Source organism: Streptomyces sp. NPDC057428 (assembly GCF_042803195.1).
GTDB lineage: Bacteria > Actinomycetota > Actinomycetes > Streptomycetales > Streptomycetaceae > Streptomyces.
On the sequence record NZ_JBHVCT010000089.1, the window covers coordinates 1 to 24,871 of the forward strand.

Here is a 24,871-nt window from a genome sequence, read left to right on the forward strand (position 1 = left end):
CCATGAGGAAGGGGCACCCCCCGGCCGGGGGGTGCCCCTTCCTCATGCCGTCGTCAGGCGGGCCGCAGCAGGTCAGGGACCGTTGCCGCCCTGACCGCCGCCGTCGTTCCCGCCGATGACGCCGGGCGGGAAGGTGATGCCGCCGATGGGGTCGGGCTTGCCGTCGTCACCGCCACCGCCGTTCTCGTTGCCCTGGCCCTTGTCCCGCCCCTTCTCCTCTTCCTTCTTCTCCTTGCCGCGGGGCAGCGCGACCGGGTTGAAGGAGGGGGTCTCCGAGGCTTCCAGCGCGCCGGTCATCGCGGCCCGCCAGATAGGTCCGGGCAGACAGCCGCCGCAGACCTTGTCGTAGTACTGACCGCCGATGGTGATGTTGTACATCGGCACCTTCTTGGCGCCGTCGGATCCGACCCACACCGCCGTGGAGAGGTTCGGGGTGTAGCCGACGAACCACGCGTCCCTGCGCTCTTCCGTCGTTCCCGTCTTCCCCGCGTTGTCGCGGTCCGACAGGCCGGCCAGGGTGCCCGTGCCGTCCTCGACCACACCCTTGAGCATGGCGTTGATCGTGTCCGCCGTCTTCTCGCTCATCGCGCGCGTGCACGTGGACTTCGGCACCGGTACCTTCTTGCCGTTGGCGTCCTTGATCGACTCTATGGCGATCGGCGTGCAGTAGGTGCCCCGGTTGGCGAACGCGGCGTAGGTCGCGGCCATGGAGAGCGGCGTGCTCACCTCACTGCCGAGCGTGATCGCGGGTTCCTCCACGAGCTGCTTGCTGTCACCGCGCTCGTAGCCCACCTTCTTGGCCATCTTGACCGTCTCGCACAGTCCGGCCTTCTGCTCCAGCAGGGCGAAGTAGGTGTTGATGGACTTGCCGAGCGCGCTCGTCATGTCCCAGGTGCCCTTCTCCTCCTCCAGTTCGTTCTGGACGGACCAGTCGCCGCCGCCCTGTGCCCCGGAGCAGTTGGTGTACTTGTTCTTCGGGACGGACATCTTCCAGTCCGTCGAGAAGGTCTGCGCCGGGCTGACACCCTTCTCCAGAGCCGCCGCGGCGGTGATCGGCTTGAAGGTCGAGCCGACCTGGAAGCCGTAGGTGCTGCCGCCCATCTTGTTGCTGACGGCCAGGTTGAGCACGGTCTCGTGCTTCGTCTGGTCCAGACCGTACGGGCGCGACTGGCCCATCGACAGGATCTTGCCGGTGCCCGGCTGGACCTGCACCACCGAGGCGGCGATCTTGTCGGTCTTGTTGACCTTCAGGGTGGACGCCTCGTTGGCCGCCGCCTGCGCCCGCGGGGACAGCGTGGTCCTGATGGTCAGGCCGCCGAGGTTCCACAGCTTCGTGCGTTCCTCGTCCGTCTTCCCGAAGGCGGGGTCGGTCAGGATCGTCTTGCGTACGTAGTCGCAGAAGAACCCGGAACCCTTCACCGCCGTGATGCAGCCGTTCTTGGGCTGCCTGACCTTCAGCTTGAGCGGCGTCGCGATGGCCTTGTCGGCCTCGTCCTGCGAGATGTCGCCGACCGCCACCATGCGCTGCAGGACGGTGTTACGACGCTTGGTCGCCTCTTCCGAGTCGTTGACCGGGTCGTAGCGGGTCGGCGACTGGACGAGACCGGCGAGCATCGCGGCCTCCCCCAGCGTCAGGTCCTTGGCGTGCTTGGAGAAGTAGCGCTGCGAGGCGGCCTCGATGCCGTAGGCCTGCTGCCCGAAGAACGTGATGTTGAGGTAGTTCTCCAGGATCTTCTTCTTGCCGAGCTCCTCCTCGACCTGGATCGCGTACTTCAGCTCGCGCACCTTGCGGCCCAGGGTCTGTTGGGTGGCCTCGGCGACCTTGTCCGGGTCGTCGCCCGCCTCCTCGACGAAGACGTTCTTCACATACTGCTGGGTGAGCGTCGACGCGCCCTGCGCGGTGCCGCCCTCCTGCACGTTGCGGTTCATCGCGCGCAGGATGCCCTTGAGGTCGACCGCGCCGTGCTCGTAGAAGCGCGAGTCCTCGATCGCGACGATCGCGTCCTGCATGTACGGGGAGATGTCCTTGAGCGGGACGACCGTGCGGTCACGCGAGTAGACGGTGGCGATCGTGCTGCCCTTGCTGTCCAGGATCGTCGTCCGCTGGCTCAGTGGTGGGGTCTTGAGGTTCGAGGGGATCTCGTCGAATCCCTCGACCGTCCCCTTGGCTGCGAGCCCCAGTGCGCCGGCTGCCGGCAGCGCGATGCCTGCCAGTACGGCTCCGGAGAGTGCGGCGACACCGAGGAACTTGGCGGCCTGCTGGGTCGTCGTGAGACCCCCGCCTGAGCGCTTCTTTGGCATGAGGGCAGCCTAATCCGTAGTCAGGGGTGATCCGCAGGGGCAGGGGCTCCTCGGAGCGTTCGAGTACCAGACCGTGACATCCGGGGGAGCTCGGGCCGACTTCCTGCTCACGGCCCGGCCCCAGGTGACGTCGACGGCATGGCGTTCGAGCCGCGTTGCGGCGCGCGTCCCGCGGACATGACGGCACGGCGACGCGAGGCGCCCCAGGTTCCCATTCGCCGGACAGGCGTGCAGGCATTGGCCTAAGCTGCTCTCAACTGTCACAGCAGTCCGATTTTGTATCAACCCCCGTGCGCGGCCCTTCACGGATTTCAGCCACGGCCGGAGGCGCTCCCGAATTCGCCTCATGTGTCGCTGAATGTCCGTTGCGACTTGGGTATCCTGTCCCGATTCTTTCGGGATGGTCGCGCATGTCCTCGCATCACTCCCCTGGGTGATCTGCCGCGTACGCATAGTCCGTTCGGGCCATTCAAGATTGGGCCCGAAGGGGGTGTTGTGCTGTCGCCACCTTCCGTAACGTCCTCAACTGGCAGCGGTGAATATGCCGCTACCGCCGTGGGGGAGCCTCGATTCGGGAGAGGACGGCGCCGGCATGGGCTGGGTAACCGACTGGAGTGCGCAGGCAGCCTGCCGCACTACCGATCCGGATGAATTGTTCGTACAAGGGGCAGCGCAGAACAGGGCCAAGGCGGTGTGCACCGGGTGTCCGGTGCGGACCGAGTGCCTGGCCGACGCGCTGGACAATCACGTCGAATTCGGCGTGTGGGGCGGGATGACGGAGCGGGAGCGCCGCGCACTGCTGCGCCGACGGCCCACCGTCACGTCCTGGCGCCGTCTGCTGGAGACCGCGCGCGGTGAATACGAGCGGTCCACCGGTCTGCTGCCCGCAGCAGTGGGCCTGGACGAGGACGGGCTGCACGACGACGAACTGCACGAGAGGTTCGCCGCCGTGGGGTAGTGCCGCGCGGGCTTTCCCCGGGGAAGCCCGGTGACGTCCCTAAGCAGCTCCGGCCGGAGCAGAACCGGTCGCGAGCCGTTCCCCGATGGCCCTGAGGCCTGAGAGGTCGTGCACGTCACCGGGCAGCGCGGCCACCTCGGTCACCGGGACCTCGGGGTGGAGCGCCGTGAAGCGGTCACGCGTGTGCTTCTCGCGCGCGACGACCTGCATCCGCTCGGCGTGCAGCCGAAGCAGGCCCGCGGTCAGATGCTCGACGGACACGTCGTCCGTGGCGGTTGTGTCGTGCCGGTCTGCTTCCGTGTGCGTGGGTGAATCGGACGGGTCGGGCGACGTGCCGTCGTGTCGCTCCGCCCCGGAGGCGCGCCGCCGGCGATCGCGGGACGTCCCGTCGGCTTGCGTCGGCTCGTGTCGGTGCGGCTCGTTGCTGGGCTCGGGGGAGAGCGGTGACTCAGGGGCTCCGGGCGAGACTGCGACCACCGGGTCCGCCGTGTCACCAAGGCCAGCTTTCCCGGCCGTCTGATCCACAATGCCGACGTCTTCAAGATTTTCTGCGGCCGCCAGCGCCCGCTCGGCGGAGAGCCGTGAGGCCTCGCTGCCGTGCACCCGGTTGAGGACCAGGCCGGCCAGCGGCATCTCCTCCGCGGCCAGCCGTTCCACGAAGTACGCGGCCTCACGCAGCGCGTCGCGCTCTGGCGTGGCCACTACGAGGAACGCCGTACCGGGTGCCTGGAGAAGCTTGTACGTCGCGTCGGCCCGGGTACGGAATCCGCCGAACATGGAGTCCATCGCCGCGACGAAGGTCTGTACGTCGCGGAGGAACTGCCCGCCGAGGAGTTTGCCGAGCGTCCCCGTCATCATCGACATCCCGACGTTGAGGAACTTCATCCCGGCCCGGCCGCCGATCTTCGCCGGCGCGATCAGTACCCGGATGAACGTGCCGTCCAGGAACGAGCCGAGACGTTTCGGCGCGTCCAGGAAATCCAGGGCGGACCGGGACGGCGGGGTGTCGACGACGATCAGGTCCCACTCGTCGCGAGCCCTCAGCTGCCCCAGCTTCTCCATCGCCATGTACTCCTGGGTGCCCGCGAAGCCGGCCGACAGGGACTGGTAGAAGGGGTTCTCCAGGATGGCTCGGGCACGCTCGGCATCCGTGTGCGCCTCGACCGTCTCGTCGAAGGTGCGCTTCATGTCGAGCATCATGGCGTGCAGCTCGCCCGCGCCGTCGATGTCCTCGACACGGCGGGGGACGTTGTCCAGCTGGTCGATGCCCATCGACTGCGCGAGGCGGCGGGCCGGGTCGATGGTGAGTACCACGACCTTGCGGCCGCGCTCCGCCGCCCGTACGCCGAGCGCCGCCGCGGTCGTGGTCTTGCCCACGCCTCCGGATCCGCAGCACACGACGATGCGGATATCCGGATCGTCCAGGAGCGCGTCGGTGTCCAGCCCCGGTGCGATGTCCGTGCCCAGTGTCATGACCCCACCCCTTCTCCGGTCCCACGGCGCCCGCCGCCCCTGGGCTTCTGCCCCGACGCGTCCGCGGTCTCGTCGCCGACGCCCTGTTTGCGGAACTCCTCGGCCAGTTCGTACAGCCCCGACAGGCTCACCCCCTCGCCCATCAGCGGGAGCTCGGACATGGGCAGCCCGAGCCCGGCCAGCACCGCGCGCTGTTCGCGTTCCAGACCGACGCGCTGGGCGTGCTCGGCCGCCTGCGCGATCAGCGGCCGTACGAGTCCCGCCGAACCGGTCACGCCCGCCCGGGTGAGCGTCTTCGCGACCTCCTTGCGACGGCTGCCCGACGCGGTGCGCAGCGCGTCCTCGTCCAGCAGGTGCGGCCGCACCATGTTCACGACGACCCGTCCCACGGGCAGTTCCGCGGCCCGCAGCTCGGCGATGCCGTCCGCGGTCTCCTGGACCGGCATCTCCTCCAGGAGCGTCACGAGGTGGACCGCCGTCTCGGGGGACTTCAGGACCCTCATGACGGCCTGCGCCTGATTGTGTATCGGGCCGATCCGGGCCAGCCCGGCCACCTCGTCGTTCACGTTGAGGAAGCGGGTGATGCGGCCGGTGGGCGGGGCGTCCATGATCACGTGGTCGTAGACGAACCTGCCCTGCTTGTCCTTGCGCCGCACGGCCTCGCACGCCTTGCCGGTCAGCAGGACGTCCCGGACCCCCGGTGCGATGGTGGTCGCGAAGTCGATCGCGCCGAGCTTCTTCAGCGCCCGGCCGGCGCTGCCCAGCTTGTAGAACATCTGGAGGTAGTCCAGAAGCGCGCGCTCGGCGTCGATGGCGAGGGCGTGGACCTCGCCGCCGCCGTGCGCCACCGCGATCCTGCGTTCCTCGTAGGGCAGGGCCTCGGACTCGAAGACCTGGGCGATGCCCTGCCTGCCCTCGACCTCGACGAGGAGGGTGCGCCTTCCCTCGGTCGCGAGGGCGAGCGCGAGTGCGGCGGCGACCGTGGTCTTACCGGTCCCGCCCTTGCCGCTGACGACCTGGAACCTGCTCACGTCTTCGAGCCTAACCAGTCGGCGGGCAGGCTACGCACGAGGCCGCATGTGCCAGGCATTACAGTCGGCTCATGACCAAGTGGGAATACGCGACCGTGCCCCTTCTCGTGCACGCGACCAAGCAGATTCTGGACACCTGGGGCGAGGACGGCTGGGAGCTGGTCCAGGTTGTTCCCGGCCCGAACAACCCCGAGCAGCTCGTGGCCTACCTGAAGCGGGAGAAGTCCTAGTGGCGGGCGCAGTCGAGGCGAAGCTGGCCGAGCTCGGCCTGGCTCTTCCGGATGTCGTACCGCCGCTGGCCTCCTATCAGCCGGCGGTGCGCTCCGGGGTGTACGTGTACACCTCCGGCCAGCTCCCGATGATGGGCGGCAAGCTCGCGGTGACGGGCAAGGTCGGCGCCGAGGTGACGGCCGACGAGGCCAAGGAGCTCGCCAGGACCTGTGCGCTGAACGCCCTGGCGGCCGTGAAGTCGGTCGCCGGTGACCTGGACCGGATCGCGCGGGTCGTGAAGGTCACGGGCTTCGTCGCCTCCGCCGCCGACTTCACCGGTCAGCCGGCCGTGATCAACGGTGCGAGCGAACTGCTGGGCGACGTCCTGGGCGACAAGGGTGTGCACGCCCGCAGCGCCGTCGGCGTGGCGGTGCTGCCGCTGGACGCGCCCGTCGAGGTCGAGATCCAGGTCGAACTCGTCGAGGACTGATCTCCCTGATCTCCCTGAGCCGCTGAGTCCCTGAGCCCGCCCGGTCACGCGACCGGGCGGGCTCACGCCTCCGCGGGACGGCCGGCGGTGTCCGGGGCCACTCGAACATCGGCGCGGTTCCGGATAGCCTCCGGCCATGTCGAACGGTCAGTGGTACCCACCGGAATGGCCCGCCCGTATCCGGGCCCTCGCCAGCGGCGAGCTGACGGCTGTGACACCCCGGCGGGCGGCCACGGTGATGCTGCTCCGGGACGACCCGTCCGGCCCGGATGAGGGGGCTCCCGCCGTCCACATGCTGCGCCGGCGCACCTCGATGGCTTTTGCCGGAGGCGCCTACGCCTATCCGGGTGGCGGGGTCGACCCGCGCGACGACGACCGGCTCGTGCGCTGGGCAGGACCGTCCCTGGACGGCTGGGCCCGACGGCTCGGCGTCGACACGGCCGCCGAGGCGCAGGCCGTCGTCTGTGCGGCGGTCCGGGAGACGTACGAGGAGGCGGGCGTCCTGCTGGCCGGGCCGACGGCCGACACCGTCGTCAGCGACACCACGGGTGCCGGCTGGGAGGCCGACCGCGAGGCCCTCGTCGCCCGTGAGCTTTCCTTCGCCGGGTTCCTGGACCGCCGGGGCCTGGTGCTGCGCTCGGACCTGCTTGCCGCGTGGGCCCGCTGGATCACCCCGGCCTTCGAACCGCGCCGGTACGACACGTGGTTCTTCGTCGCCGCACTCCCGGAGGGGCAGCGCACACGCAACGCCTCGACCGAGGCCGACCGCACGGTCTGGATCCGGCCCGGTGAGGCCACCGACGGCTACGACCGGGGCGAACTGCTGATGATGCCGCCCACCGTGGCCACCCTGCGGGCGCTGACGCCGTACGGGACAGCCGCGGACGCGCTGAAGGCGGCGGAATCCCAGGACCTCGCTCCCGTACTCGCACAGGCCCGCATGGACGGTGACGAGCTGGTGCTGAGCTGGCCGGGGCACGACGAGTTCACCAAGCACGTTCCGGCGGGGGACGGACCGGCTCCCTCCTCAACGGGCGGCTCCCCTGGTGGCGGACCCGTATGAGCGACGCGGCCGCACTGCCGGGACAGCCCCGCGGCGGGGTCGTCTCCGGTCCCGCCACCAACCGCGCCGTCAACGTCCTGGCCCCGAACCCCTCGGCGATGACCCTGGACGGGACGAACACCTGGATCGTCGCGGAACCGGACTCCGACCTCGCCGTCGTGATCGACCCCGGGCCGCTCGACGACGTACACCTGCGGGCCGTCATCGAGACGGCGGAGCGGGCGGGCAGACGCGTGGGGCTCACCCTGCTCACGCACGGACACCCCGACCATGCGGAGGGAGCGGCGCGTTTCGCGGAGCTCACGCGCACCAAGGTGCGGGCCCTGGACGCGGCGCTGCGCCTGGGGGACGAGGGGCTCGCGGCGGGTGACGTGATCACGACCGGCGGACTCGAACTCCGGGTGGTGCCCACCCCGGGGCACACGTCGGACTCGCTGTCCTTCCACCTGCCGGCCGATGGGGCCGTGCTGACGGGGGACACGGTCCTGGGGCGTGGGACCACCGTCGTCGCCCACCCGGACGGGAGGCTCGGTGACTACCTGGACACCCTGCGGCGGCTGCGCTCACTGACCGTCGACGACGGGGTGCACACGGTCCTGCCGGGGCACGGGCCCGTGCTGGAGGACGCTCAGGGCGCGGTGGAGTTCTACCTCGCCCACCGGGCCCACCGTCTGGCACAGGTCGAGACGGCCGTGGAGGCGGGGCACCGGACGCCCGCCGAGGTGGTGGCGGCGGTGTACGCGGATGTGGACCGCTCCCTGTGGCCCGCGGCGGAGCTGTCGGTGCGGGCGCAGATGGAGTACCTGACGGAGCACGGCCTGATCTGACCGGCCGGATTCACGGAAAAGGCCCCACCGGCCGGTGGGGCCTTTTCCGACGGTCGTGACTCATCGAGGGGCGGCGTGTCACCCGGTGCACCGCGCACGCGGTGGAGCGTCAGCGGGAGCGCTTGGCCAGCCGCTCCACGTCGAGCAGGATCACGGCACGTGCCTCCAGGCGCAGCCAGCCGCGGCCCGCGAAGTCCGCGAGTGCCTTGTTGACCGTCTCGCGGGAGGCGCCGACCAGCTGGGCCAGCTCCTCCTGGGTGAGGTCGTGTACGACGTGGATGCCCTCCTCGGACTGCACGCCGAAGCGGCGCGACAGGTCGAGGAGCGCCCGGGCGACACGGCCCGGCACGTCGGAGAAGACCAGGTCGGACATCTGGTCGTTGGTCTTGCGCAGCCGGCGGGCGACGGCACGGAGCAGTGCGGTGGCCACCTCGGGGCGGGCGTTCAGCCAGGGCTGGAGGTCTCCGTGACCGAGGCCGAGGAGCTTGACCTCGGTGAGAGCGGTCGCGGTGGCCGTGCGCGGACCAGGGTCGAAGAGCGACAGCTCACCGATCAGCTCACCGGGGCCGAGGACGGCCAGCATGTTCTCCCGCCCGTCGGGGGAGGTGCGGTGGAGCTTCACCTTGCCCTCGGTGACCACGTACAGGCGGTCGCCCGGGTCGCCCTCGTGGAACAGCGCGTCGCCGCGCGCGAGGGTCACCTCACTCATCGAGGCGCGGAGCTCCGCGGCCTGCTCGTCATCGAGCGCCGCGAAAAGCGGGGCGCGCCGCAGAACGTCGTCCACGAGTTCTCTCCTTGTCGGCCTGTTCAGGGAAGCGTGGTTTCCATGATGCCGGACGGTAAAACAGTGCGATCGATCACAAACCAGTTTGACGCACGGGCGTGCCGGACCCTACGGCAGGGGGCCGATCGGGCGCGGACGCGCGGTGACCGGGGCGGATGTCAGCGGCTGGCTCTAGGCTGGCCGGGTGTCCGGAACGCCCGTGACAGCGCAGGCGAAGGGGGCTGATGGGGTGTCGGGAGACAAGAATTCCGCCGTGGGCGAACACGGTGCGCGAATTGGTAAGAATGCCGCGAAGGGGCAGGCCGGGGCATCGGCCAACAGGTCCGCGAAGCCGGAGTCGCATCTCGCGATGGTCCGCCGCGCCCGCAGGATGAACCGCGAGCTCGCCGAGGTCTATCCGTACGCCCACCCGGAGCTCGACTTCCGTAATCCCTTCGAGCTCCTGGTCGCCACGGTCCTCTCCGCCCAGACCACGGACCTGAGAGTCAACCAGACCACCCCCGCGCTCTTCGCCGCCTATCCGACCCCCGAGGACATGGCCGCCGCTGTACCGGAGGAGCTGGAGACGGTCATCCGCCCGACCGGCTTCTTCAGGGCCAAGGCGCGGTCCCTGATGGGCCTGTCGGCCGTTCTGCGGGACGACTTCGATGGTGAGGTGCCGGGCCGCCTCGCGGATCTGGTGAAGCTGCCCGGCGTCGGGCGCAAGACGGCCAACGTCGTCCTCGGCAACGCGTTCGGAGTGCCCGGCATCACGGTGGACACCCACTTCGGCCGGCTGGTCCGGCGATGGAAGTGGACCGAGCAGGAGGACCCGGAGAAGGTGGAGGCGGAGATCGCCGCGATCTTCCCGAAGAGCGAGTGGACGATGCTCTCGCACCGCGTGGTCTTCCACGGCCGCCGTATCTGCCATTCCCGCAGACCGGCCTGCGGTGCCTGCCCCATCGCGTCACTCTGTCCCGCCTACGGCGAGGGCGAGACCGATCCGGAGAAGGCGAAGAAGCTCCTGAAGTACGAGATGGGCGGCTATCCGGGGCAGCGCCTCAGCCCTCCCCCGGACTATCCGGGCAGCCCGGCTCCGCCGCTGGGAGCCGGGTGAATCCACCCGCGCCGGACCCGCGGGCCGGGCCCGTGCGGAACGAAACGGCCGACGACAGGCGTTGGATCGACGGGGGTGCACATGACGCACGCACAGAAGACACGTGCCGCTGACGCGGCGGCCTCAGAGGAGACGGACACGGCCATCGACGACGCGATCGCCGTCACCACGGACGGGCTGCCGGGCTGGCTCGACCCAGTCGCCCACGCTGCGCGGACCGTCCGGGCCCGGCAGCTCAGCCGCTTCCTGCCGCCCGAGAGCGGTGCGGGACGCCAGTCCGCGGTCCTGATCCTGTTCGGTGAGGGCCAGTGCGGTCCGGAGTTGCTCCTGATGGAGAGGTCCGGTTCCCTGCGCTCCCACCCTGGTCAGCCGTCCTTCCCCGGCGGCTCTCTCGACCCCGAGGACGGTGACCACACGACCACCGGACCGCTCCGAGCCGCGCTGCGGGAGGCCGAGGAGGAGACGGGGCTCGATCCGGGCGGTGTCCAGCTCTTCGGCGTGCTTCCGCGGCTCTACATCCCGGTGAGCGGCTTCGTCGTCACGCCGGTCCTCGGCTGGTGGCGGACGCCGAGCCCGGTGGCCGCCGTCGATCCGGCCGAGACCGCACGGGTCTTCACGGTTCCCGTGGCGGATCTCACGGATCCCGCCAACCGGGCGACGGCAGTCCACCCGAGTGGTCACCAGGGCCCGGCATTTCTGGTCGAATCCGCACTGGTGTGGGGCTTCACAGCCGGTGTGATCGACAGGATTATGCACTACGCGGGATGGGAACGCCCCTGGGACAGGACCAAGCAGGTGCCGCTCGACTGGCGCGCATGACAGGCTGACCCCCGTGCTGCGCTGTTCCGGGCCTGGCCCGGACCCCGTCCAACCGGACGGGCCAGGTGACGAATCTGCGAGGCTATAGACGGTGAACGTGCTCGACATCCTGCTGCTCGTCGGCGCCGTGTGGTTCGCGGTCATCGGTTACCGCCAGGGTTTCGTCGTCGGCATCCTGTCCGTGATCGGGTTCCTGGGCGGGGGCCTCGCGGCCGTCTACCTGCTGCCGGTCATCTGGGACCAGGCGACCGACGGGTCCGAGGTCTCCTCCACCGCCGCCATCGTCGCGGTCGTGATCGTGATCGTGTGCGCCTCGGTGGGGCAGGCGTTCACCACCCACCTCGGCAGCAGACTCCGGCGGTACATCACCTGGTCACCGGCGCGCGCCCTGGACGCCACAGGCGGCTCGCTGGTGAACGTGGTGGCCATGCTGCTCGTCGCCTGGCTGATCGGCTCCGCCCTGGCGGGTACGTCGTTGCCGACCCTGGGCAAGGAGGTCCGCAGCTCCTCGGTGCTGCTCGGTGTCTCCCGGGTGATGCCCGCTCAGGCGTCCAACTGGTTCACCGACTTCTCCTCCGTCCTCGCGCAGAACGGCTTCCCGCAGGTCTTCAGTCCCTTCGCCAACGAGCCCATCACCGAGGTGGAGCCTCCGGATCCGGCGCTGGTCGGCAGCCCTGTCGCCGCCCGCGCGAAGAAGTCCATCGTCAAGGTCGTCGGCATGGCGCCCGGCTGTGGCAAGGTCCTCGAAGGCACCGGCTTCGTGTTCTCCGACCGCCGGGTGATGACCAACGCGCACGTGGTCGGCGGCGTCGACGAGCCGACCGTGCAGATCGGCGGCGAAGGCCGCCTGTACGACGCCAGGGTCGTGCTCTACGACTGGCAGCGCGACATCGCCGTACTGGACGTACCCGATCTCGACGCCGAGCCGCTGCGCTTCACCGGCACGGAGGACGACGCGGAGAGCGGCGACAGCGCCATCGTCGCCGGCTTCCCGGAGAACGGCGCCTACGACGTGCGCTCCGCGCGTATCCGGGGCCGCATCGACGCCAACGGCCCCGACATCTATCACCGGGGCACCGTGCGGCGCGATGTGTACTCACTGTTCGCGACCGTGCGCCAGGGCAACTCGGGTGGCCCGCTGCTCACCCCCGAGGGCAAGGTCTACGGAGTGGTGTTCGCCAAGTCGCTCGACGACCCGGACACGGGGTACGCACTGACCGCCGACGAGATCCGTCAGGACATCGACCTCGGCAAGTCGTCGGCCCAGCACGTCGACAGTCAGGGATGCGCTCTCTGAGAGCCGTGTGCCCTCCCCGGACCGGGGAGGGCATGTGAGGTGCCCGGAAGCGGCGTCTCCTCGGCGGTGAGGACCTCAGACGGGGTAGCCCGGCCGAACGAAGCGGGGAACCGTATCCGGACGAGATCCGGGAGCGGCGCCCGCCGGTACGCCGTCACGCACAGGCCCCGGAACTTGGAGGTCCGGGGCCTGTGCGTGGTGTGTGTTACGGAGGCGTGCCCGTCATCCGCGGGGATGACGGAGCCGCGCCGACACCCAGCGCGCCCGGCGCGTCAGGATGCGCGGAATTCCCAGTCGGAGATCGTGAAAATCCTTCACATCGTGCACCCGGCTCCGGGAGCCGCCCCCCTCGTGAATGCTCGGACCAGCAGGAGCGGTCGAGCGGCGGTTGCGTGCTGCGTCACTGAAGTCGCGCGTCCAGCCCATACCCCGACGTCTGCCCTCGACTCAAGGTCGGTAATCGCGTGCGAGTCAGCCAATTGGCTTATGCGGCAGGCAAGTGGCTGTTCGTCAGACACGTGTGCCCATCGGTCACCGGTCGGGCTCAGTGTCCTTGAGCCAGTTGACGAGTTCGGTCGAGAACCCGACCGGATCCTCCTCGTGGGGGAAGTGACCCAGACCGTCGAAAAGTCGCCACCTGTACGGTGCCTCGACGTACTCGCCAGATCCCGCGGAACTACGCGTCCTGATCGCCGGATCCAGCGAACCGTGCAGGTGCAGCGTCGGCACGCGCACCGGGCGCTTCATCCTGCGGTTGAACTGGACGCCGTCCGGACGCGCCAGGGAGCGGACCATCCAGCGGTACGGCTCGATCGAGCAGTGCGCAGTCGACGGGATGCACATCGCCCGGCGGTACACGTCCACCGTCGCATCATCGGGGAACCCGGGGGTGCGGGGGCCTGACCAGTCACGGATCATCCGGGCAACCAACGCGGCCTCGTCCGCGACGAGCTGACGCTCCGGAACCCACGGGCGCTGGAAACCCCACACGTGCGAGCCGGCCCGGGACTGAGCGAGATCGGACACCATCGAGGAACGCCAGCGCCGCGGATGCGGCATCGACGACACCACGAGCCGCCGCACCAGCTTGGGGCGCATCACGGCTGCCGTCCAGGCGAGGTAACCGCCCATGTCGTGACCCACCAGGGCCGCGTCAGGCTCGCCGAGCGAGCGGATGACCCCGGTGACGTCGAGCGCAAGGTTGGCCGGGTCGTAGCCCCGGGGCGTACGGTCGCTGCCACCGACTCCGCGCAGGTCCATCGCCACCGCGCGGTATCCGGCGTCGGCCAGGGCGGTCAACTGATGGCGCCAGGTCCACCAGAACTGCGGGAAGCCGTGCAGCAGCAGCACCAGCGGCCCGTCACCGAGCTCGGCGATGTGGAAACGTGCGCCGTTGGCCGCCACATCGCGGTGGGTCCAGGGCCCTTCGATACGGACGGGGCCACCGGAACCGGCGGCCGCTCCCAACGGGCCAACCGGGCCGGACGCGCTGAAATCGGGGTCGGTCATGTGGATGAGCGTGTCACAGCGGCGGGCTTGTCCAGGACCGGACGGCCCTCGACCGCCCGGTCGGCGATCGAACTGCCCTGGGCCTGTTCGATCGCAACCGTAGTCACGGACGGGCGGGGGTGCGGCTTGACGCCCTGCAGCACCGCAGCGGTCTGCTTGGCCGAAGCGATGGACTTCTCCGGCGGCTTGACCTTCTTGAACTTGGCCCGCCCGAAGAGGGCGAGCAGCACGCCCAACAGGATGAACGCACCGCCCACGATCAGGAACGACCAGGCGAGACCGAGCCCGAGATTGTGGATTCCGTAGGCCGCGGCGAAGCTCAGCACAGGAATCGCGAAGAGGATCAGCACGCCGGTGACGATGAACGCCACGCTGCCGATCACACCGCGCTTGACGTCCTGACGCACCTCGGCCTTCGCCAGCGCGATCTCGTCGTGCACCAGCGCGGACATCTCGGCCGTCGCCGAAGCGAACAGCTGGCCGATACTACGGTCGGTGCTGCCCGCGTAGTTGCCGGGGTCGCTCATCCCTGACTCCCTCTCCTCTTGCGTACATCCGAAGTCCGATCATGCCGGACTGTCCGGCTTGCTGCTCGCTGCCCCCGCCTGTTCGGCAAGGCGGCGATGTTCCGCGGCCTTCCGCTCGTAGAGCGCGGCCATGCGCAGGTGGTACTCGGGGTCGTCCTGCTCGTACACGTCGGGAATCCCCGATCCGTCCTCGTCGAGCTCCTCCGCGTCGTACAGGGCCCTGTATCTGCGTACCCGGAGTTTGAGCAGTACACCGGAGACTATGGCCGCGATCAGGGAACCGATGAGCACCGCTGCCTTGATCTCGTTGATCATGTCCTCGTCTCCGGCGAACGCGAGTTCGCCGATGAGGAGCGAAACGGTGAAACCGATGCCGGCCAGTGTGGCCACTGCGAAGACGTCCGCCCAGGCCAGATCCTCGTTCAGCCGCGCCTTGGTGAAGCGGGTGACGAGCCAGGTGCCGCCGAAGATGCCCACGGTCTTGCCGACGACAAGACCGAGGACCACTCCGAGGGTTTCGGGCCGGGTGAACACACCGGCGAGAGCATCACCCTTGAGGATGACACCGGCCGAGAAGAGCGCGAACAACGGAACGGCGACACCGGCCGACACGGGGCGGGCCACATGCTCGATGCGCTCCCCGGGGGAATGCGTCTCGCCCTCACGCCTGGTGCAGCGGAGCATGAGCCCCATGGCGACGCCGGCGATCGTGGCATGGATGCCGCTGTTGTACATCAGCCCCCAGACCACCAGCGCCAGGGGGAGGTAGATGTACCAGCCCTTCACTCCGGTGCGCAGCAGCAGGTAGAACACGGCAAGGCCGACGAACGCCCCGCCGAGCGCAAGGAAGTCGATGTCCTCGGTGAAGAAGACCGCGATGATGAGGATGGCGAAGAGGTCGTCGACGACCGCGAGTGTCAGGAGGAAAGCCCGCAGCGCCGCCGGCAGTGAGGTGCCGATGACCGCGAGGACGGCGAGCGCGAACGCGATGTCCGTGGCCGTGGGCACCGCCCAGCCGGTGGTGGCCCCTCCACCGAGCCAGGCGGTCAGGGCGTAGACGACCGCTGGGACGGCCATGCCGCACAGTGCCGCCGCGACGGGCAGGGCCGCTGCGCGGGGATCACGGAGCTCACCGGCGACCAGTTCTCGTTTCAGTTCGACGCCTGCGACGAAGAAGAAGACGGCAAGGAGCCCGTCGGACGCCCAGTGGGCCACCGAGAGGTCCAGACCCAGGGACTCCGGACCGAAGTGGAACTCGCTGACCGAGATGTAGGCCGAGCCGTAGACGTTGGCCCAGATCAGCGCGGCGACGGCGGCGGCCAGCAGGATGACGCCGCCGACCGTCTCGGTGCGCAGCGCTTCTGCGACGTAGTTCCGCTCGGGCAGTGGGAGTCGGCCGAACAGGGTGCTGCGGCGATCGGACTGGGGAGCGGGCGGGGCCACGAGAGAAACCTCCGGGTCGGCTTGCGGCATTTGTGGCATGGCGGATTCACGCATGGCGGATTCACCTGCCGACCAGACTTCCCGGCGCCCCTGTGGAGATGTCATATGAAGTTGTCGCCGCACGCGCGGCTCACGTGTATGTGCTGCACGCTTGAGCGATCGTAACGCTCCTGGCCCGAAGCGACACGCCTGCTGCGGTGAGCACGTCCTGGGCGAGCACGTCCTGGGCGAGCGCGTCCGACAGGAGGTGAGAGCGTCTGCTCGCCATGCTCCGTCGGCGGGGCCGCCACACCAGAGGGGTGATCGGAACGCTATCCGGATCCGGTGCCATCCGCTCTGCGGCGGGCGCGTATCTCTTGCGTGTCCGCTGTCCGCTCGCGTGCGGGCTGTCCCTTTGTGCCCGTCGCTTGTCCCTCTGTGCCCCGCGCTCGGTGTACCGCCCCGCTCAGGCAGCAGGAGGGGCACCCGGCGGTGCCGGGTGCCCCTCCTGGCGGTATCAGCGGAACGCGTGTCGAACGCGGGCCGGTTCCGTCCGCGTCGGCCGGGTCGGTCGTCCACGTTGCTCGTGGCGGGTCCGCGTCGCGTTCCGTTGTGTCCAAGCCCGCGGACAGCCCGCGATCAGTCCTCGGAGGACGCCGTGGGGAGCTGTGTCTGGATGAGGGCCATGACCGAGGAGTCGGTGAGTGTCGTGACGTCTCCGAGCTCGCGGTTTTCGGCGACGTCGCGCAGGAGGCGCCGCATGATCTTGCCCGACCGGGTCTTGGGCAGTTCGGCGACCGGCAGGACCCGCTTGGGCTTGGCGATCGGACCGAGGGTGGTGCCGACGTGGTTGCGGAGTTCCGCTACCAGTTCCTCGGATGCGGTGGCGGTGCCGCGCAGGATGACGAAGGCGACGATGGCCTGGCCGGTCGTTTCGTCGTTGGCGCCGACCACTGCCGCCTCGGCCACCGACGGGTGTGAGACGAGAGCGGACTCGACCTCGGTGGTGGAGATGTTGTGTCCGGATACGAGCATGACGTCGTCGACCCGGCCGAGCAGCCAGATGTCCCCGTCGTTGTCCTTCTTGGCGCCGTCGCCCGCGAAGTACTTGCCTTCGAAGCGCGACCAGTAGGTGTCGATGAAGCGCTGGTCGTCGCCCCAGATGGTGCGGAGCATCGACGGCCACGGCTCGGTGAGGACGAGATAGCCGCCCCCGCCGTCGGGTACCTCGTTGGCCTCGTCGTCGACAACGGTCGCGCTTATGCCGGGCAGGGCCCGCTGAGCGGAACCGGGCTTGGTGGCCGTGACTCCGGGAAGCGGCGAGATCATCATCGCGCCGGTCTCGGTCTGCCACCAGGTGTCCACGACCGGGCAGGTGTCGGCGCCGATGTGCTTGCGGTACCAGACCCACGCCTCGGGGTTGATCGGCTCACCGACCGAACCCAGGACGCGCAGGGATGACAGATCGAACTTGGCGGGGATGTCGTCCCCCCACTTCATGAACGTACGGATCGCGGTCGGCGCGGTGTAGAGGATACTGACGCCGTACTTCTGGACGATCTCCCAGAAGCGCCCCTGGTGCGGGGTGTCCGGCGTGCCCTCGTACATGACCTGCGTCGCGCCGTTGGCCAGCGGACCATAGACGATGTAGGAGTGCCCGGTCACCCAGCCCACGTCGGCGGTGCACCAGTACACGTCGGACTCGGGCTTGAGGTCGAAGACCGCGTGGTGCGTGTAGGCCGCCTGGGTCAGGTAGCCGCCAGAGGTGTGCAGAATGCCCTTCGGCTTACCCGTGGTACCCGAGGTGTACAGGATGAACAGCGGATGCTCAGCGTCGAACGCCTCAGGGGTGTGGTCGGCCGGCTGCCGGGCGGTGATCTCGTGCCACCAGACGTCACGGCCCTCGGTCCAGGCGGTGTCCTGTCCGGTGCGCCGGATCACGAGGACGTGCTCGACGCTGTCGATACGGGAGACGGCGGCGTCGACGGCGGGCTTGAGAACGGATGGCTTGCCGCGACGGTAACCGCCGTCGGCGGTGATGACCACCTTGGCGTCGGCGTCCTGGATACGGGCCGAGATGGCGTCAGCGGAGAACCCGCCGAAGACCACCGAGTGCGCGGCACCGATGCGGGCGCAGGCCAGCATCGCGACGGCAGCCTCCGGGATCATCGGCAGATAGACCGCGACGCGGTCCCCCTTGGAGACGCCCAGCTCGGTGAGAGCGTTGGCGGCACGGGAGACTTCGTCCTTCAGCTCCGCGTAGGTGATCGCGCGGCTGTCGCCAGGCTCGCCCTCGAAGTGGATGGCGACACGGTCGCCGTTGCCCGCCTCGACGTGCCGGTCCACGCAGTTGTACGCGACGTTGAGCTTGCCGTCCGCGAACCACTTCGCGAAGGGCGGATTGCTCCAGTCCAGTGTCTCGGTCGGCTCCGTGGCCCAGGTCAGGCGACGGGCCTGCTCGGCCCAGAAGCCCAGCCGGTCCGCCTCGGCCTGCTCATACGCCTCCGCTGTCACGTTGGCGTTCGCGGCCAGATCGGCAGGCGGTGTGAACCGCCGCTCCTCCTTGAGCAGATTGGCCAGGCTTTCGTTGCTCACGACATCTCCCATTCCCAGGGTGTCCGTTGTGTCCCGGAGGACAGCTCATCAGGCTGGCGGCCAGGTGACAAGTGTCTGCCGGGAATTGGTTTAGACCTGTGCCTCGTGTACGGGGCCACATGTCCCGCTTCCACAGGCCTCGACGTGCGCCGCGGAAGCGGGACCACTAGGTCTCACGGACCGGATGTGCGAGCGGTTCAGGCACGGACCGCACTGTCGGGTGTGATCAGGACCTCCATACCGTCATCCACCGCGCACTCCACTCCGGGAGCGACCTTGGCGAAGACCTCGTCAGGTCCCGTTCCTGAACTGACCCCCTCGGTCAGCAGATAGGCCTGTGCCTCCCCGACGTGGAAGTACATGCCGTGCAGTTGCAGGGAACCCGTGGTCAGTCTGCGGGCGACCGACTCGTGTGCCCGCAGATGCTCCAGCTGCTGGACCACGTTCGTGAGGCAGAGCTGTTCCACTGCGTCCGTGGGCATCCTGCCCGCGATGCGAGCCCAGGAGTGGTGACGCGAACGCATCCTGTCCAGACTCGGCAGTCCATGCCGCAGCCAACGCCACAAAGGTGTACTGGGTGTCTCCGGGGCTGCCCCCAGCAGGGCCTGCATGGCTCCGCATCCGGAGTGGCCGCAGACGGTGATGGACTCCACCCCCAGCACGTCCACGGCGTACTCGATCGCGGCAGCCACCGAGTCGTCGTTGGCAGCCTCTGCGGTGCCCGGCGGGGGCACCAGGTTTCCGACGTTCCTCACGGTGAAGAGATCGCCGGGCCCGCTCGCAGTGATCATGCTCGTGACCAGGCGGGAGTCGGCGCACGTGATGAAGAGCTGGGAGGGCCGCTGCCCCTCGGCCGCCAGACGGGCCAGTTCCTCACGGACCAGAGGTGCCGTGGTGCGCTGGAAGGAGCTGAGGCCACTGAGGAGCCGATGCCCGCCCTGCCGCTCGGCCGGGTTGGCCGACAGGGTCGTGGGAGGCTTCTTCGGGACCGCGGGCGAGACGGTGACGGCGGGTGTGGGAAGGGCCCCCGGCACGCGGTCGTGACAGTGATGATTGCGCCAGGGTGTCCACGGCCGGCAGCAGGAGTGGGCTGCCGACGCCGGCTCGGCGATCCGGCCTCCGGAACGTCCGGTGAACTCGATCCGGCCACCCATCGCGGTCTGAGCCGCGTACCAGTCCTGGATCGTCTCGTAGGCCGCGTGGTCCATGAAGAAGCCGTCCAACTCGACCACGGCGTCGACCCCGTGCGGTAGCCGGCCGAGGGTGCGGCTCAGCCGTGGTACTGCGAGGAAGGTCAGCTGTCCACGAGCAGCCACCAGGTAGCGGCCCCCCTGCTCCGTCACCGTGATTCTTGTGCGGGCCAGCCGGTGAAGGGCGACGGCTACCGCCACGACGATGCCGATCGCCACCCCCTCGAGCACGCCGGTGAGGAGCACGCCGGTGATGGTGGCCCCGTACACCAGGAATTCGCGGTGTTTATGGACCTTGCGGATGTGGGCGAAGCTGACCATCTGGATGCCGACCACCATCACCAGAGCGGCGAGCGCGGCCAGAGGAATCCATTCGAGCGCCGTGACCAGCAGAGCGGTCGACAGCAGCACCCATACGCCGTGCAGCACCGTGGCAGCGCGGCTCTCCGCGCCCGCCCGCACGTTCGCGGAACTGCGCACCGCACCACCGGACACCGCCAGTCCTCCGACAAGTCCTGACAGTGTGTTGGCGACGCCCTGGGCTCGCAGTTCCCGGTCGAGATCGGAGCGCTTGACCGGCCTCGGGGGTGCCGCCCCGTCCGCCGGCGCCGACGCCGCCCGGTCGGCGGACATCTTGTCCACGGAGACAGCGGCCAGGAGGGACTCCAGGCTCGCGACGAGCATGACGGTGAACACCGCGGTCGCCAAGGCGGCCACAGGGCCGTGAGGCACCTCGGGCAGCACGTGCGAGCGCCATGACGGCAGGTCGACCCGGGCGATTTCCGGCGTGGCCACGGCGGCTACGACCGTCGCGACGGCGACGGCGGCGAGCGCGGCCGGAATCCTTCCAGTCATCGCTCCGATCCGGCCTGGCATACGCGGCCACCCGATCAGAAGGGCGATCGTCAGCGCGCCGACGAGGGGGGCGGCAGGCTCGGACTGCGCCAGGCGGGACGGGAGTGAAAGCGCGTTGTCGAGTGCGGAACTCTGGGGCGCTCCGCCGAGCACGATGTGGACCTGAGCGAGCGCGATCGCCACGCCGATGCCCGCGAGCGTGCCGTGCACGATGGCGGGGCTGACTGCCAAGGCGCTACGGGCGGCTCTCAGCGAACCGAGCAGAATCTGCAGGAGCCCTGCGCCGACGGTGATCGCACAGGTGGTGCGCCACCCGTAGATCTGAATCAACTCGGCCGTCACTACCGTCAGTCCCGCGGACGGGCCACTGACTTGGAGGGGGGTGCCCCCGAGGAGCCCGGCGACGATGCCACCGATCGCCGCCGAGACCAACCCGGCCGCCAAGGGGGCGTCCATCGCCACAGCCAGGCCGAGCGACATGGGAACGGCGATGAGGAAGACGGTGATCGACGCGGACAGGTCGGCACCGGAGACGCGGAAACGTCCGCGGCGGGGCGGTGAACCGTGGGGCCGCTTGAAGCCCGACACCCGGGACAGGCGCGAACTGCGGGGTGAGTGGTCATTGCGGGTAGGGACGCAGGCAGACATGTTCCCGTCTCCTCCGGGGCATCGCGGTCGCGGTATGCGAGTGACGGCGGCCGTGGATCACGGCGTGCGGCGGTGGGGTGAAGCGGCGGGATGTTCCAACTCTCAGTAAACGAATCGTAATGGAGAGTAAAGAGTGCTGTCCATGTTTTCGAGCAAATAGCCCATTTGGTCACTCGTTCAAGTGAATAAGCAGCTTTTCATCCGGCTTGTCGTACTGGTTCCCGCAGCTCCGCGTGTGAGGTTGGCCGCGCCGTGTCGGCGCTAAGGCGCGCGACCTCCTGCAAGGAAGAGGGTGGACGGATGATGGCCGTCGCGAAGCGAATCGCCCTGGGCGCCGTGGTCACGGCGCTGATTGCCGGCCTGGCCGGCTGCTCGGGCCTCGGCACAGGGGCCGCGGGCCCCGGTGCCGGAAAGAAGCCGGCGGAAGGCAACTCGCCGGCCGCGGCGCCGAAGGCGGCGGTCACCCTCATCGGTGACGGTTCCACTGCCTTTACCGGGGCTCAGCCGAAGCTCCCCGCGATGAAGCGCCTGAAAGCCGGTCAGAAGCCGCCGCAGTTCGTGGTGTTCTCCTGGGACGGCGCGGGCGAGGACAGTCAGAAGCTGTTCTCGCATTTCCGGGCCGTCTCCAAGAAGTACGACGCGAAAATGACGTACTTCCTCAGCGGCGTTTACCTCCTGCCGGAGGAGAAGAAGTCACTCTACGATCCGCCGCAGCATGCGGCGGGCCGCTCGGACATCGGGTTCAACGACGCCGAGGGAATTCGCAATACCCTGACCGAACTCCGGGCCGCATGGCTGGACGGCAACGAGATCGGCACCCACTTCAACGGGCACTTCTGCGGCCCGGACGGGGGCGTCGGCACCTGGTCCGTCGATGAGTGGAAGAGCGAGATCAGCCAGGCGAAGTCGTTCGTGAAGAGCTGGAAGACCAACGTCCCGGCCCTCAAGGCCGAAGCACCGCTGCCCTTCGACTACGAGAAGGAGCTCGTCGGCGCCCGCACTCCCTGCCTCGAGGGACAGAAGAACATGGTTGCGGCAGCACGGACGATGGGCTTCCGCTATGACTCCAGCGGCATCGGCAACCAGGTCTGGCCTTCGAAGAAGGACGGACTCTGGGACCTCCCGCTGCAGCTCGTCCCCGTGCCGGGCCGGGCGTTCGAAACGCTGTCGATGGACTACAACTTCATGTTCAACCAGTCCGGCACGACACAGGGTGATCCGGCCAAGCACGCGTACTGGGGAAACCAGATGCGCGACGGTCTGCTTCAGGCGTTCGACCGCTCCTACAACGGAAACCGGGCCCCGCTGATTATCGGTAACCACTTCGAATCCTGGAACGGTGGCACGTACATGCGTGCCATCGAGGAGACGATCAAGACCGTGTGTACCAAGCAGGATGTGCAATGTGTCTCCTTCCGTCAACTCGCCGACTGGCTCGACGCGCAGGACCCCGCGACACTCGCCAGGCTTGAGACGCTGAAGGTGGGCCAGACGCCCAAGCCGGGATGGGGTCCCTTCCTCGCGGGCGCGGCTCGGGGCAACGCCCCAGGGAGCGCCGCGCCTGCCGGGCCGGACCGTCAGCCGGCAGGCGTGGGTGGCGAAGGAAACGCCGGACAGGGCTGACCCGTCGCCTTCCTCGTACGTTCAGACCGACTGGGCAACGCCCGCATCCATGCGGTGTTCATGCAGGACGAAGGCGGGGTCGACCTGGGCAGCCAGGTCGGCGCCCGTCTTCTCGTTGCCCCAGCTCTCCGCGTTCTTCAGGTGGAAGTGGACCATCTGGCGGGTATAGCGCTCCCAGTCGCGCAGCTCGTACGAGTCCTCCGCGGCATTCTGCAGAGCCTGCAGAGCCATCCGGTTGTCCGCCTCCAGCAGGTCGAACGGTGCAGGCCGGCCCTTCTCCATCGTGCGCACCCAGTTGGAATGGCCGACACCGACCAGTAGGTCCTCACCGACCTCCGCGCGCAGGAAGTCGAGGTCGTCCTGGCTCTGCACCTTGTTGCCGACCACCTTCAGCGCGACCCCGAAATCGCGCGCGTACTCCTTGTACTGGCGGTAGACGGACACGCCTTTCCGGGTCGGCTCGGCGACGAGAAAGGTCATGTCGAAACGCGTGAACATCCCGGACGCGAACGAGTCCGAACCGGCCGTCATGTCCACCACTACATATTCGTCCGGGCCGTCGACCAGGTGGTTGAGGCAGAGCTCGACCGCGCCGACCTTCGAGTGGTAGCACGCGACTCCGAGATCGGACTCGCTGAACGGCCCGGTGACCATCAGCCGGATCTCCCCGTCGTCGAGCGTGACCGTGCGGGCGCAGGCCTCATAGACCGGGTTGTCCTCGCGGACGCGCAGCAGCCGCGACCCCTGCCCCGGCGGCGTCGTCTTGATCATCGTTGCCGAGGAGGTGATGCGCGGATTCGTTCCGCGGAGGTAGTCCTTGATGAGGGGTAGCTGGGATCCCATAGCAGGCAGCGCGGAGGCCTCATGCTCACTCAGACCGAGGGCGGCTCCGAGGTGCTGGTTGATGTCGGCGTCCACGGCGACGACATGGGCTTCGTTGGCGGCGAGGTGGCGGATGAAGAGCGAGGACAGCGTCGTCTTGCCGCTGCCGCCCTTCCCCACGAAAGCGATCTTCATGTTCACCTACGGTAGCGTGCTGATCGCTCCATGTGTTCAACCTTCGTGAAGAAGGACACTCCACGGCGGTATCGGCGCAGGGGACGCGTAGCCTCCCTACTTATGAGTACGACTCCCTCGGACCCGCTCGCCGCCCTGGGTGCCCTGCCGGGTGTCACCGGCGCGGTGGACTCCGTCCGCAAGGCGGTGGACCGGGTCTACGGCCATCGAGTGATGCGGCGCCGCAGCAACGAGGTCACCGCGGAAGCGGCCCTGCGCGGAGCGCGAGGCTCGGCTGCGCTCTCGAATGCCGACTGGAACCTTGAAGAGGTCCGCAGGCGTACGGATTTCAGTGGTGAGCCCGAGGCGCGCACCGTCGGTGCCGCCCTCCGGCTCACGGCGGAAGCGGGGCAGCTGCTCTCCATCTGGCGCCAGTCACCACTCCGGGTGCTTGCCCGTCTGCATCTTGTTGCTGCGGGCGGAGCCGCGCCTGATGACAGCGTCGGCCGGCCTCGACTCTCGGGTGAGCCGGTGGAGGAATCTGTGATCGAAGCGCCGCTTCCCGATGCGGGCGAGGTTTCCGGGAGGCTTGAGGGGCTGTCGCATCTGATCATCAGCGGAAGTGCCGCGCCGGCTCTGGTGACCGCTGCGGTCGTCCACGGTGAGCTTCTGGCCCTGCGGCCCTTCGGCTCCCACAACGGTCTGGTCGCCCGGACCGCTGAACGGATCGTGTTGGTCGGTAGTGGTCTCGATCCGAAGTCGATCTGCCCCGCTGAAGTCGGTCACGCCGAGCAGGGGCGCGCGTCGTACGTGGCGGCGTTCGAGGGATATCTCTCGGGGCGGCCCGAGGGTATGGCTGCGTGGATCGCCCACTGCGGACGATCCGTCGAACTGGGCGTCAGGGAGTCCACCGCAGTGTGCGAGGCGCTGCAACGGGGCGCGGCTTAGACCCGGAGCGGATCGTCACCCGCTGCGAGGGGTGCGGGGAACGAGTTGCGGCGGTACCGGCTCCGGTACCGCCGCTGGCACGTCCGCCGGGTTACCAAGCGTCCTCGAAAAATGGTACGCATTCAGAAGGAATGCGCCTGATCGGTGACGGTTGGTGAGAGTGGCTGGTCAGGTGGTCTGTGCGATGGGTGGCATCCAGAGGTTGCCTG

21 protein-coding genes are annotated in these 24,871 nt (G+C 68.8%); 10 read left to right on the forward strand and 11 right to left on the reverse strand.

Annotated elements, in window-relative coordinates; translation table 11 throughout:
* Positions 1-72: 72 nt before the first annotated feature.
* Positions 73-2,301 carry a transglycosylase domain-containing protein gene (locus ACFU5K_RS26065; protein WP_384065854.1) on the reverse strand — a complete coding sequence of 743 codons (2,229 nt, stop codon included), beginning with the start codon at positions 2,299-2,301 and terminating at the stop codon, positions 73-75.
* Between the two features lie 592 nt (positions 2,302-2,893).
* On the opposite strand from ACFU5K_RS26065, the gene ACFU5K_RS26070 reads away from it, so the two are divergent.
* Complete coding sequence (locus ACFU5K_RS26070) at positions 2,894-3,259, forward strand: WhiB family transcriptional regulator (RefSeq protein WP_384065856.1); 366 nt, start codon at positions 2,894-2,896, stop codon at positions 3,257-3,259.
* Positions 3,260-3,298: 39 nt separating this feature from the next.
* On the opposite strand, the gene ACFU5K_RS26075 is transcribed toward ACFU5K_RS26070, so the two are convergent.
* Together ACFU5K_RS26075 and ACFU5K_RS26080 are read right to left on the reverse strand one after the other, a co-directional pair.
* Positions 3,299-4,732, reverse strand: a complete 1,434-nt coding sequence (locus ACFU5K_RS26075) for an ArsA family ATPase (protein WP_384065858.1) — start codon at positions 4,730-4,732, stop codon at positions 3,299-3,301.
* Complete coding sequence (locus ACFU5K_RS26080; protein ID WP_384065860.1) at positions 4,729-5,763, reverse strand: ArsA family ATPase; 1,035 nt, start codon at positions 5,761-5,763, stop codon at positions 4,729-4,731. Before ACFU5K_RS26080 ends, ACFU5K_RS26075 begins: the two co-directional genes overlap by 4 nt.
* Positions 5,764-5,834: 71 nt before the next feature.
* On the opposite strand from ACFU5K_RS26080, the gene ACFU5K_RS26085 reads away from it, so the two are divergent.
* The 4 genes from ACFU5K_RS26085 to ACFU5K_RS26100 all read left to right on the forward strand — a co-directional run bounded on the left by ACFU5K_RS26085 (position 5,835) and on the right by ACFU5K_RS26100 (position 8,353).
* Entirely contained in the window at positions 5,835-5,993 is a 159-nt protein-coding gene (locus tag ACFU5K_RS26085) for a DUF4177 domain-containing protein (RefSeq protein WP_017947820.1), read from the forward strand.
* Complete coding sequence (locus tag ACFU5K_RS26090; RefSeq protein ID WP_384065862.1) at positions 5,993-6,463, forward strand: RidA family protein; 471 nt, start codon at positions 5,993-5,995, stop codon at positions 6,461-6,463. Before ACFU5K_RS26085 ends, ACFU5K_RS26090 begins: the two co-directional genes overlap by 1 nt.
* Positions 6,464-6,599: 136 nt before the next feature.
* Entirely contained in the window at positions 6,600-7,526 is a 927-nt protein-coding gene (locus ACFU5K_RS26095; RefSeq protein WP_384065864.1) for an NUDIX hydrolase, read from the forward strand.
* Positions 7,523-8,353, forward strand: a complete 831-nt coding sequence (locus ACFU5K_RS26100; RefSeq protein WP_384065866.1) for an MBL fold metallo-hydrolase — start codon at positions 7,523-7,525, stop codon at positions 8,351-8,353. Before ACFU5K_RS26095 ends, ACFU5K_RS26100 begins: the two co-directional genes overlap by 4 nt.
* A 109-nt stretch (positions 8,354-8,462) precedes the next feature.
* Here the strand turns inward: ACFU5K_RS26100 and ACFU5K_RS26105 are convergent, their stop codons facing one another.
* On the reverse strand, positions 8,463-9,137 hold the full coding sequence (locus tag ACFU5K_RS26105; RefSeq protein ID WP_014046869.1) for a Crp/Fnr family transcriptional regulator: 675 nt from the start codon (positions 9,135-9,137) through the stop codon (positions 8,463-8,465).
* A gap of 274 nt (positions 9,138-9,411) precedes the next feature.
* On the opposite strand from ACFU5K_RS26105, the gene nth reads away from it, so the two are divergent.
* The 3 genes from nth to ACFU5K_RS26120 all read left to right on the forward strand — a co-directional run bounded on the left by nth (position 9,412) and on the right by ACFU5K_RS26120 (position 12,349).
* A complete protein-coding gene (gene nth / locus ACFU5K_RS26110) occupies positions 9,412-10,233 on the forward strand; it encodes an endonuclease III (protein ID WP_384065888.1) in 822 nt (273 codons plus the stop codon).
* 81 nt (positions 10,234-10,314) lie between these two features.
* Positions 10,315-11,052 carry an NUDIX hydrolase gene (locus tag ACFU5K_RS26115; protein WP_384065868.1) on the forward strand — a complete coding sequence of 246 codons (738 nt, stop codon included), beginning with the start codon at positions 10,315-10,317 and terminating at the stop codon, positions 11,050-11,052.
* Between the two features lie 91 nt (positions 11,053-11,143).
* A complete protein-coding gene (locus ACFU5K_RS26120) occupies positions 11,144-12,349 on the forward strand; it encodes a MarP family serine protease (protein ID WP_384065870.1) in 1,206 nt (401 codons plus the stop codon).
* 222 nt (positions 12,350-12,571) lie between these two features.
* On the opposite strand, the gene ACFU5K_RS26125 is transcribed toward ACFU5K_RS26120, so the two are convergent.
* The 6 genes from ACFU5K_RS26125 to ACFU5K_RS26150 all read right to left on the reverse strand — a co-directional run bounded on the left by ACFU5K_RS26125 (position 12,572) and on the right by ACFU5K_RS26150 (position 21,095).
* The gene (locus ACFU5K_RS26125; RefSeq protein WP_384065872.1) at positions 12,572-12,775 is read right to left on the reverse strand and encodes a hypothetical protein; all 204 of its coding nucleotides are present in this window, start codon (positions 12,773-12,775) and stop codon (positions 12,572-12,574) included.
* Positions 12,776-12,880: 105 nt separating this feature from the next.
* Positions 12,881-13,858, reverse strand: coding sequence for an alpha/beta fold hydrolase (locus tag ACFU5K_RS26130; RefSeq protein ID WP_384065874.1), 978 nt, complete (start codon positions 13,856-13,858; stop codon positions 12,881-12,883).
* Positions 13,855-14,385: a phage holin family protein gene (locus ACFU5K_RS26135; RefSeq protein WP_384065876.1), complete on the reverse strand. Its 531-nt coding sequence runs from the start codon at positions 14,383-14,385 to the stop codon at positions 13,855-13,857. Before ACFU5K_RS26135 ends, ACFU5K_RS26130 begins: the two co-directional genes overlap by 4 nt.
* A gap of 39 nt (positions 14,386-14,424) precedes the next feature.
* Positions 14,425-15,858, reverse strand: coding sequence for a Na+/H+ antiporter NhaA (gene nhaA / locus ACFU5K_RS26140; RefSeq protein ID WP_384065890.1), 1,434 nt, complete (start codon positions 15,856-15,858; stop codon positions 14,425-14,427).
* Positions 15,859-16,446: 588 nt separating this feature from the next.
* Entirely contained in the window at positions 16,447-18,414 is a 1,968-nt protein-coding gene (gene acs, locus ACFU5K_RS26145) for an acetate--CoA ligase (RefSeq protein WP_384065878.1), read from the reverse strand.
* Positions 18,415-18,599: 185 nt separating this feature from the next.
* Positions 18,600-21,095, reverse strand: coding sequence for a SulP family inorganic anion transporter (locus tag ACFU5K_RS26150; RefSeq protein ID WP_384065880.1), 2,496 nt, complete (start codon positions 21,093-21,095; stop codon positions 18,600-18,602).
* 300 nt (positions 21,096-21,395) lie between these two features.
* On the opposite strand from ACFU5K_RS26150, the gene ACFU5K_RS26155 reads away from it, so the two are divergent.
* Positions 21,396-22,718, forward strand: a complete 1,323-nt coding sequence (locus ACFU5K_RS26155; RefSeq protein ID WP_384065882.1) for a hypothetical protein — start codon at positions 21,396-21,398, stop codon at positions 22,716-22,718.
* 21 nt (positions 22,719-22,739) lie between these two features.
* On the opposite strand, the gene ACFU5K_RS26160 is transcribed toward ACFU5K_RS26155, so the two are convergent.
* Positions 22,740-23,735, reverse strand: coding sequence for an ATP-binding protein (locus ACFU5K_RS26160; protein ID WP_384065884.1), 996 nt, complete (start codon positions 23,733-23,735; stop codon positions 22,740-22,742).
* Positions 23,736-23,837: 102 nt separating this feature from the next.
* Between ACFU5K_RS26160 and ACFU5K_RS26165 the strand changes: the two genes are divergently transcribed.
* Positions 23,838-24,662 carry an oxidoreductase gene (locus ACFU5K_RS26165; protein ID WP_384065886.1) on the forward strand — a complete coding sequence of 275 codons (825 nt, stop codon included), beginning with the start codon at positions 23,838-23,840 and terminating at the stop codon, positions 24,660-24,662.
* Positions 24,663-24,871 lie beyond the last annotated feature (209 nt).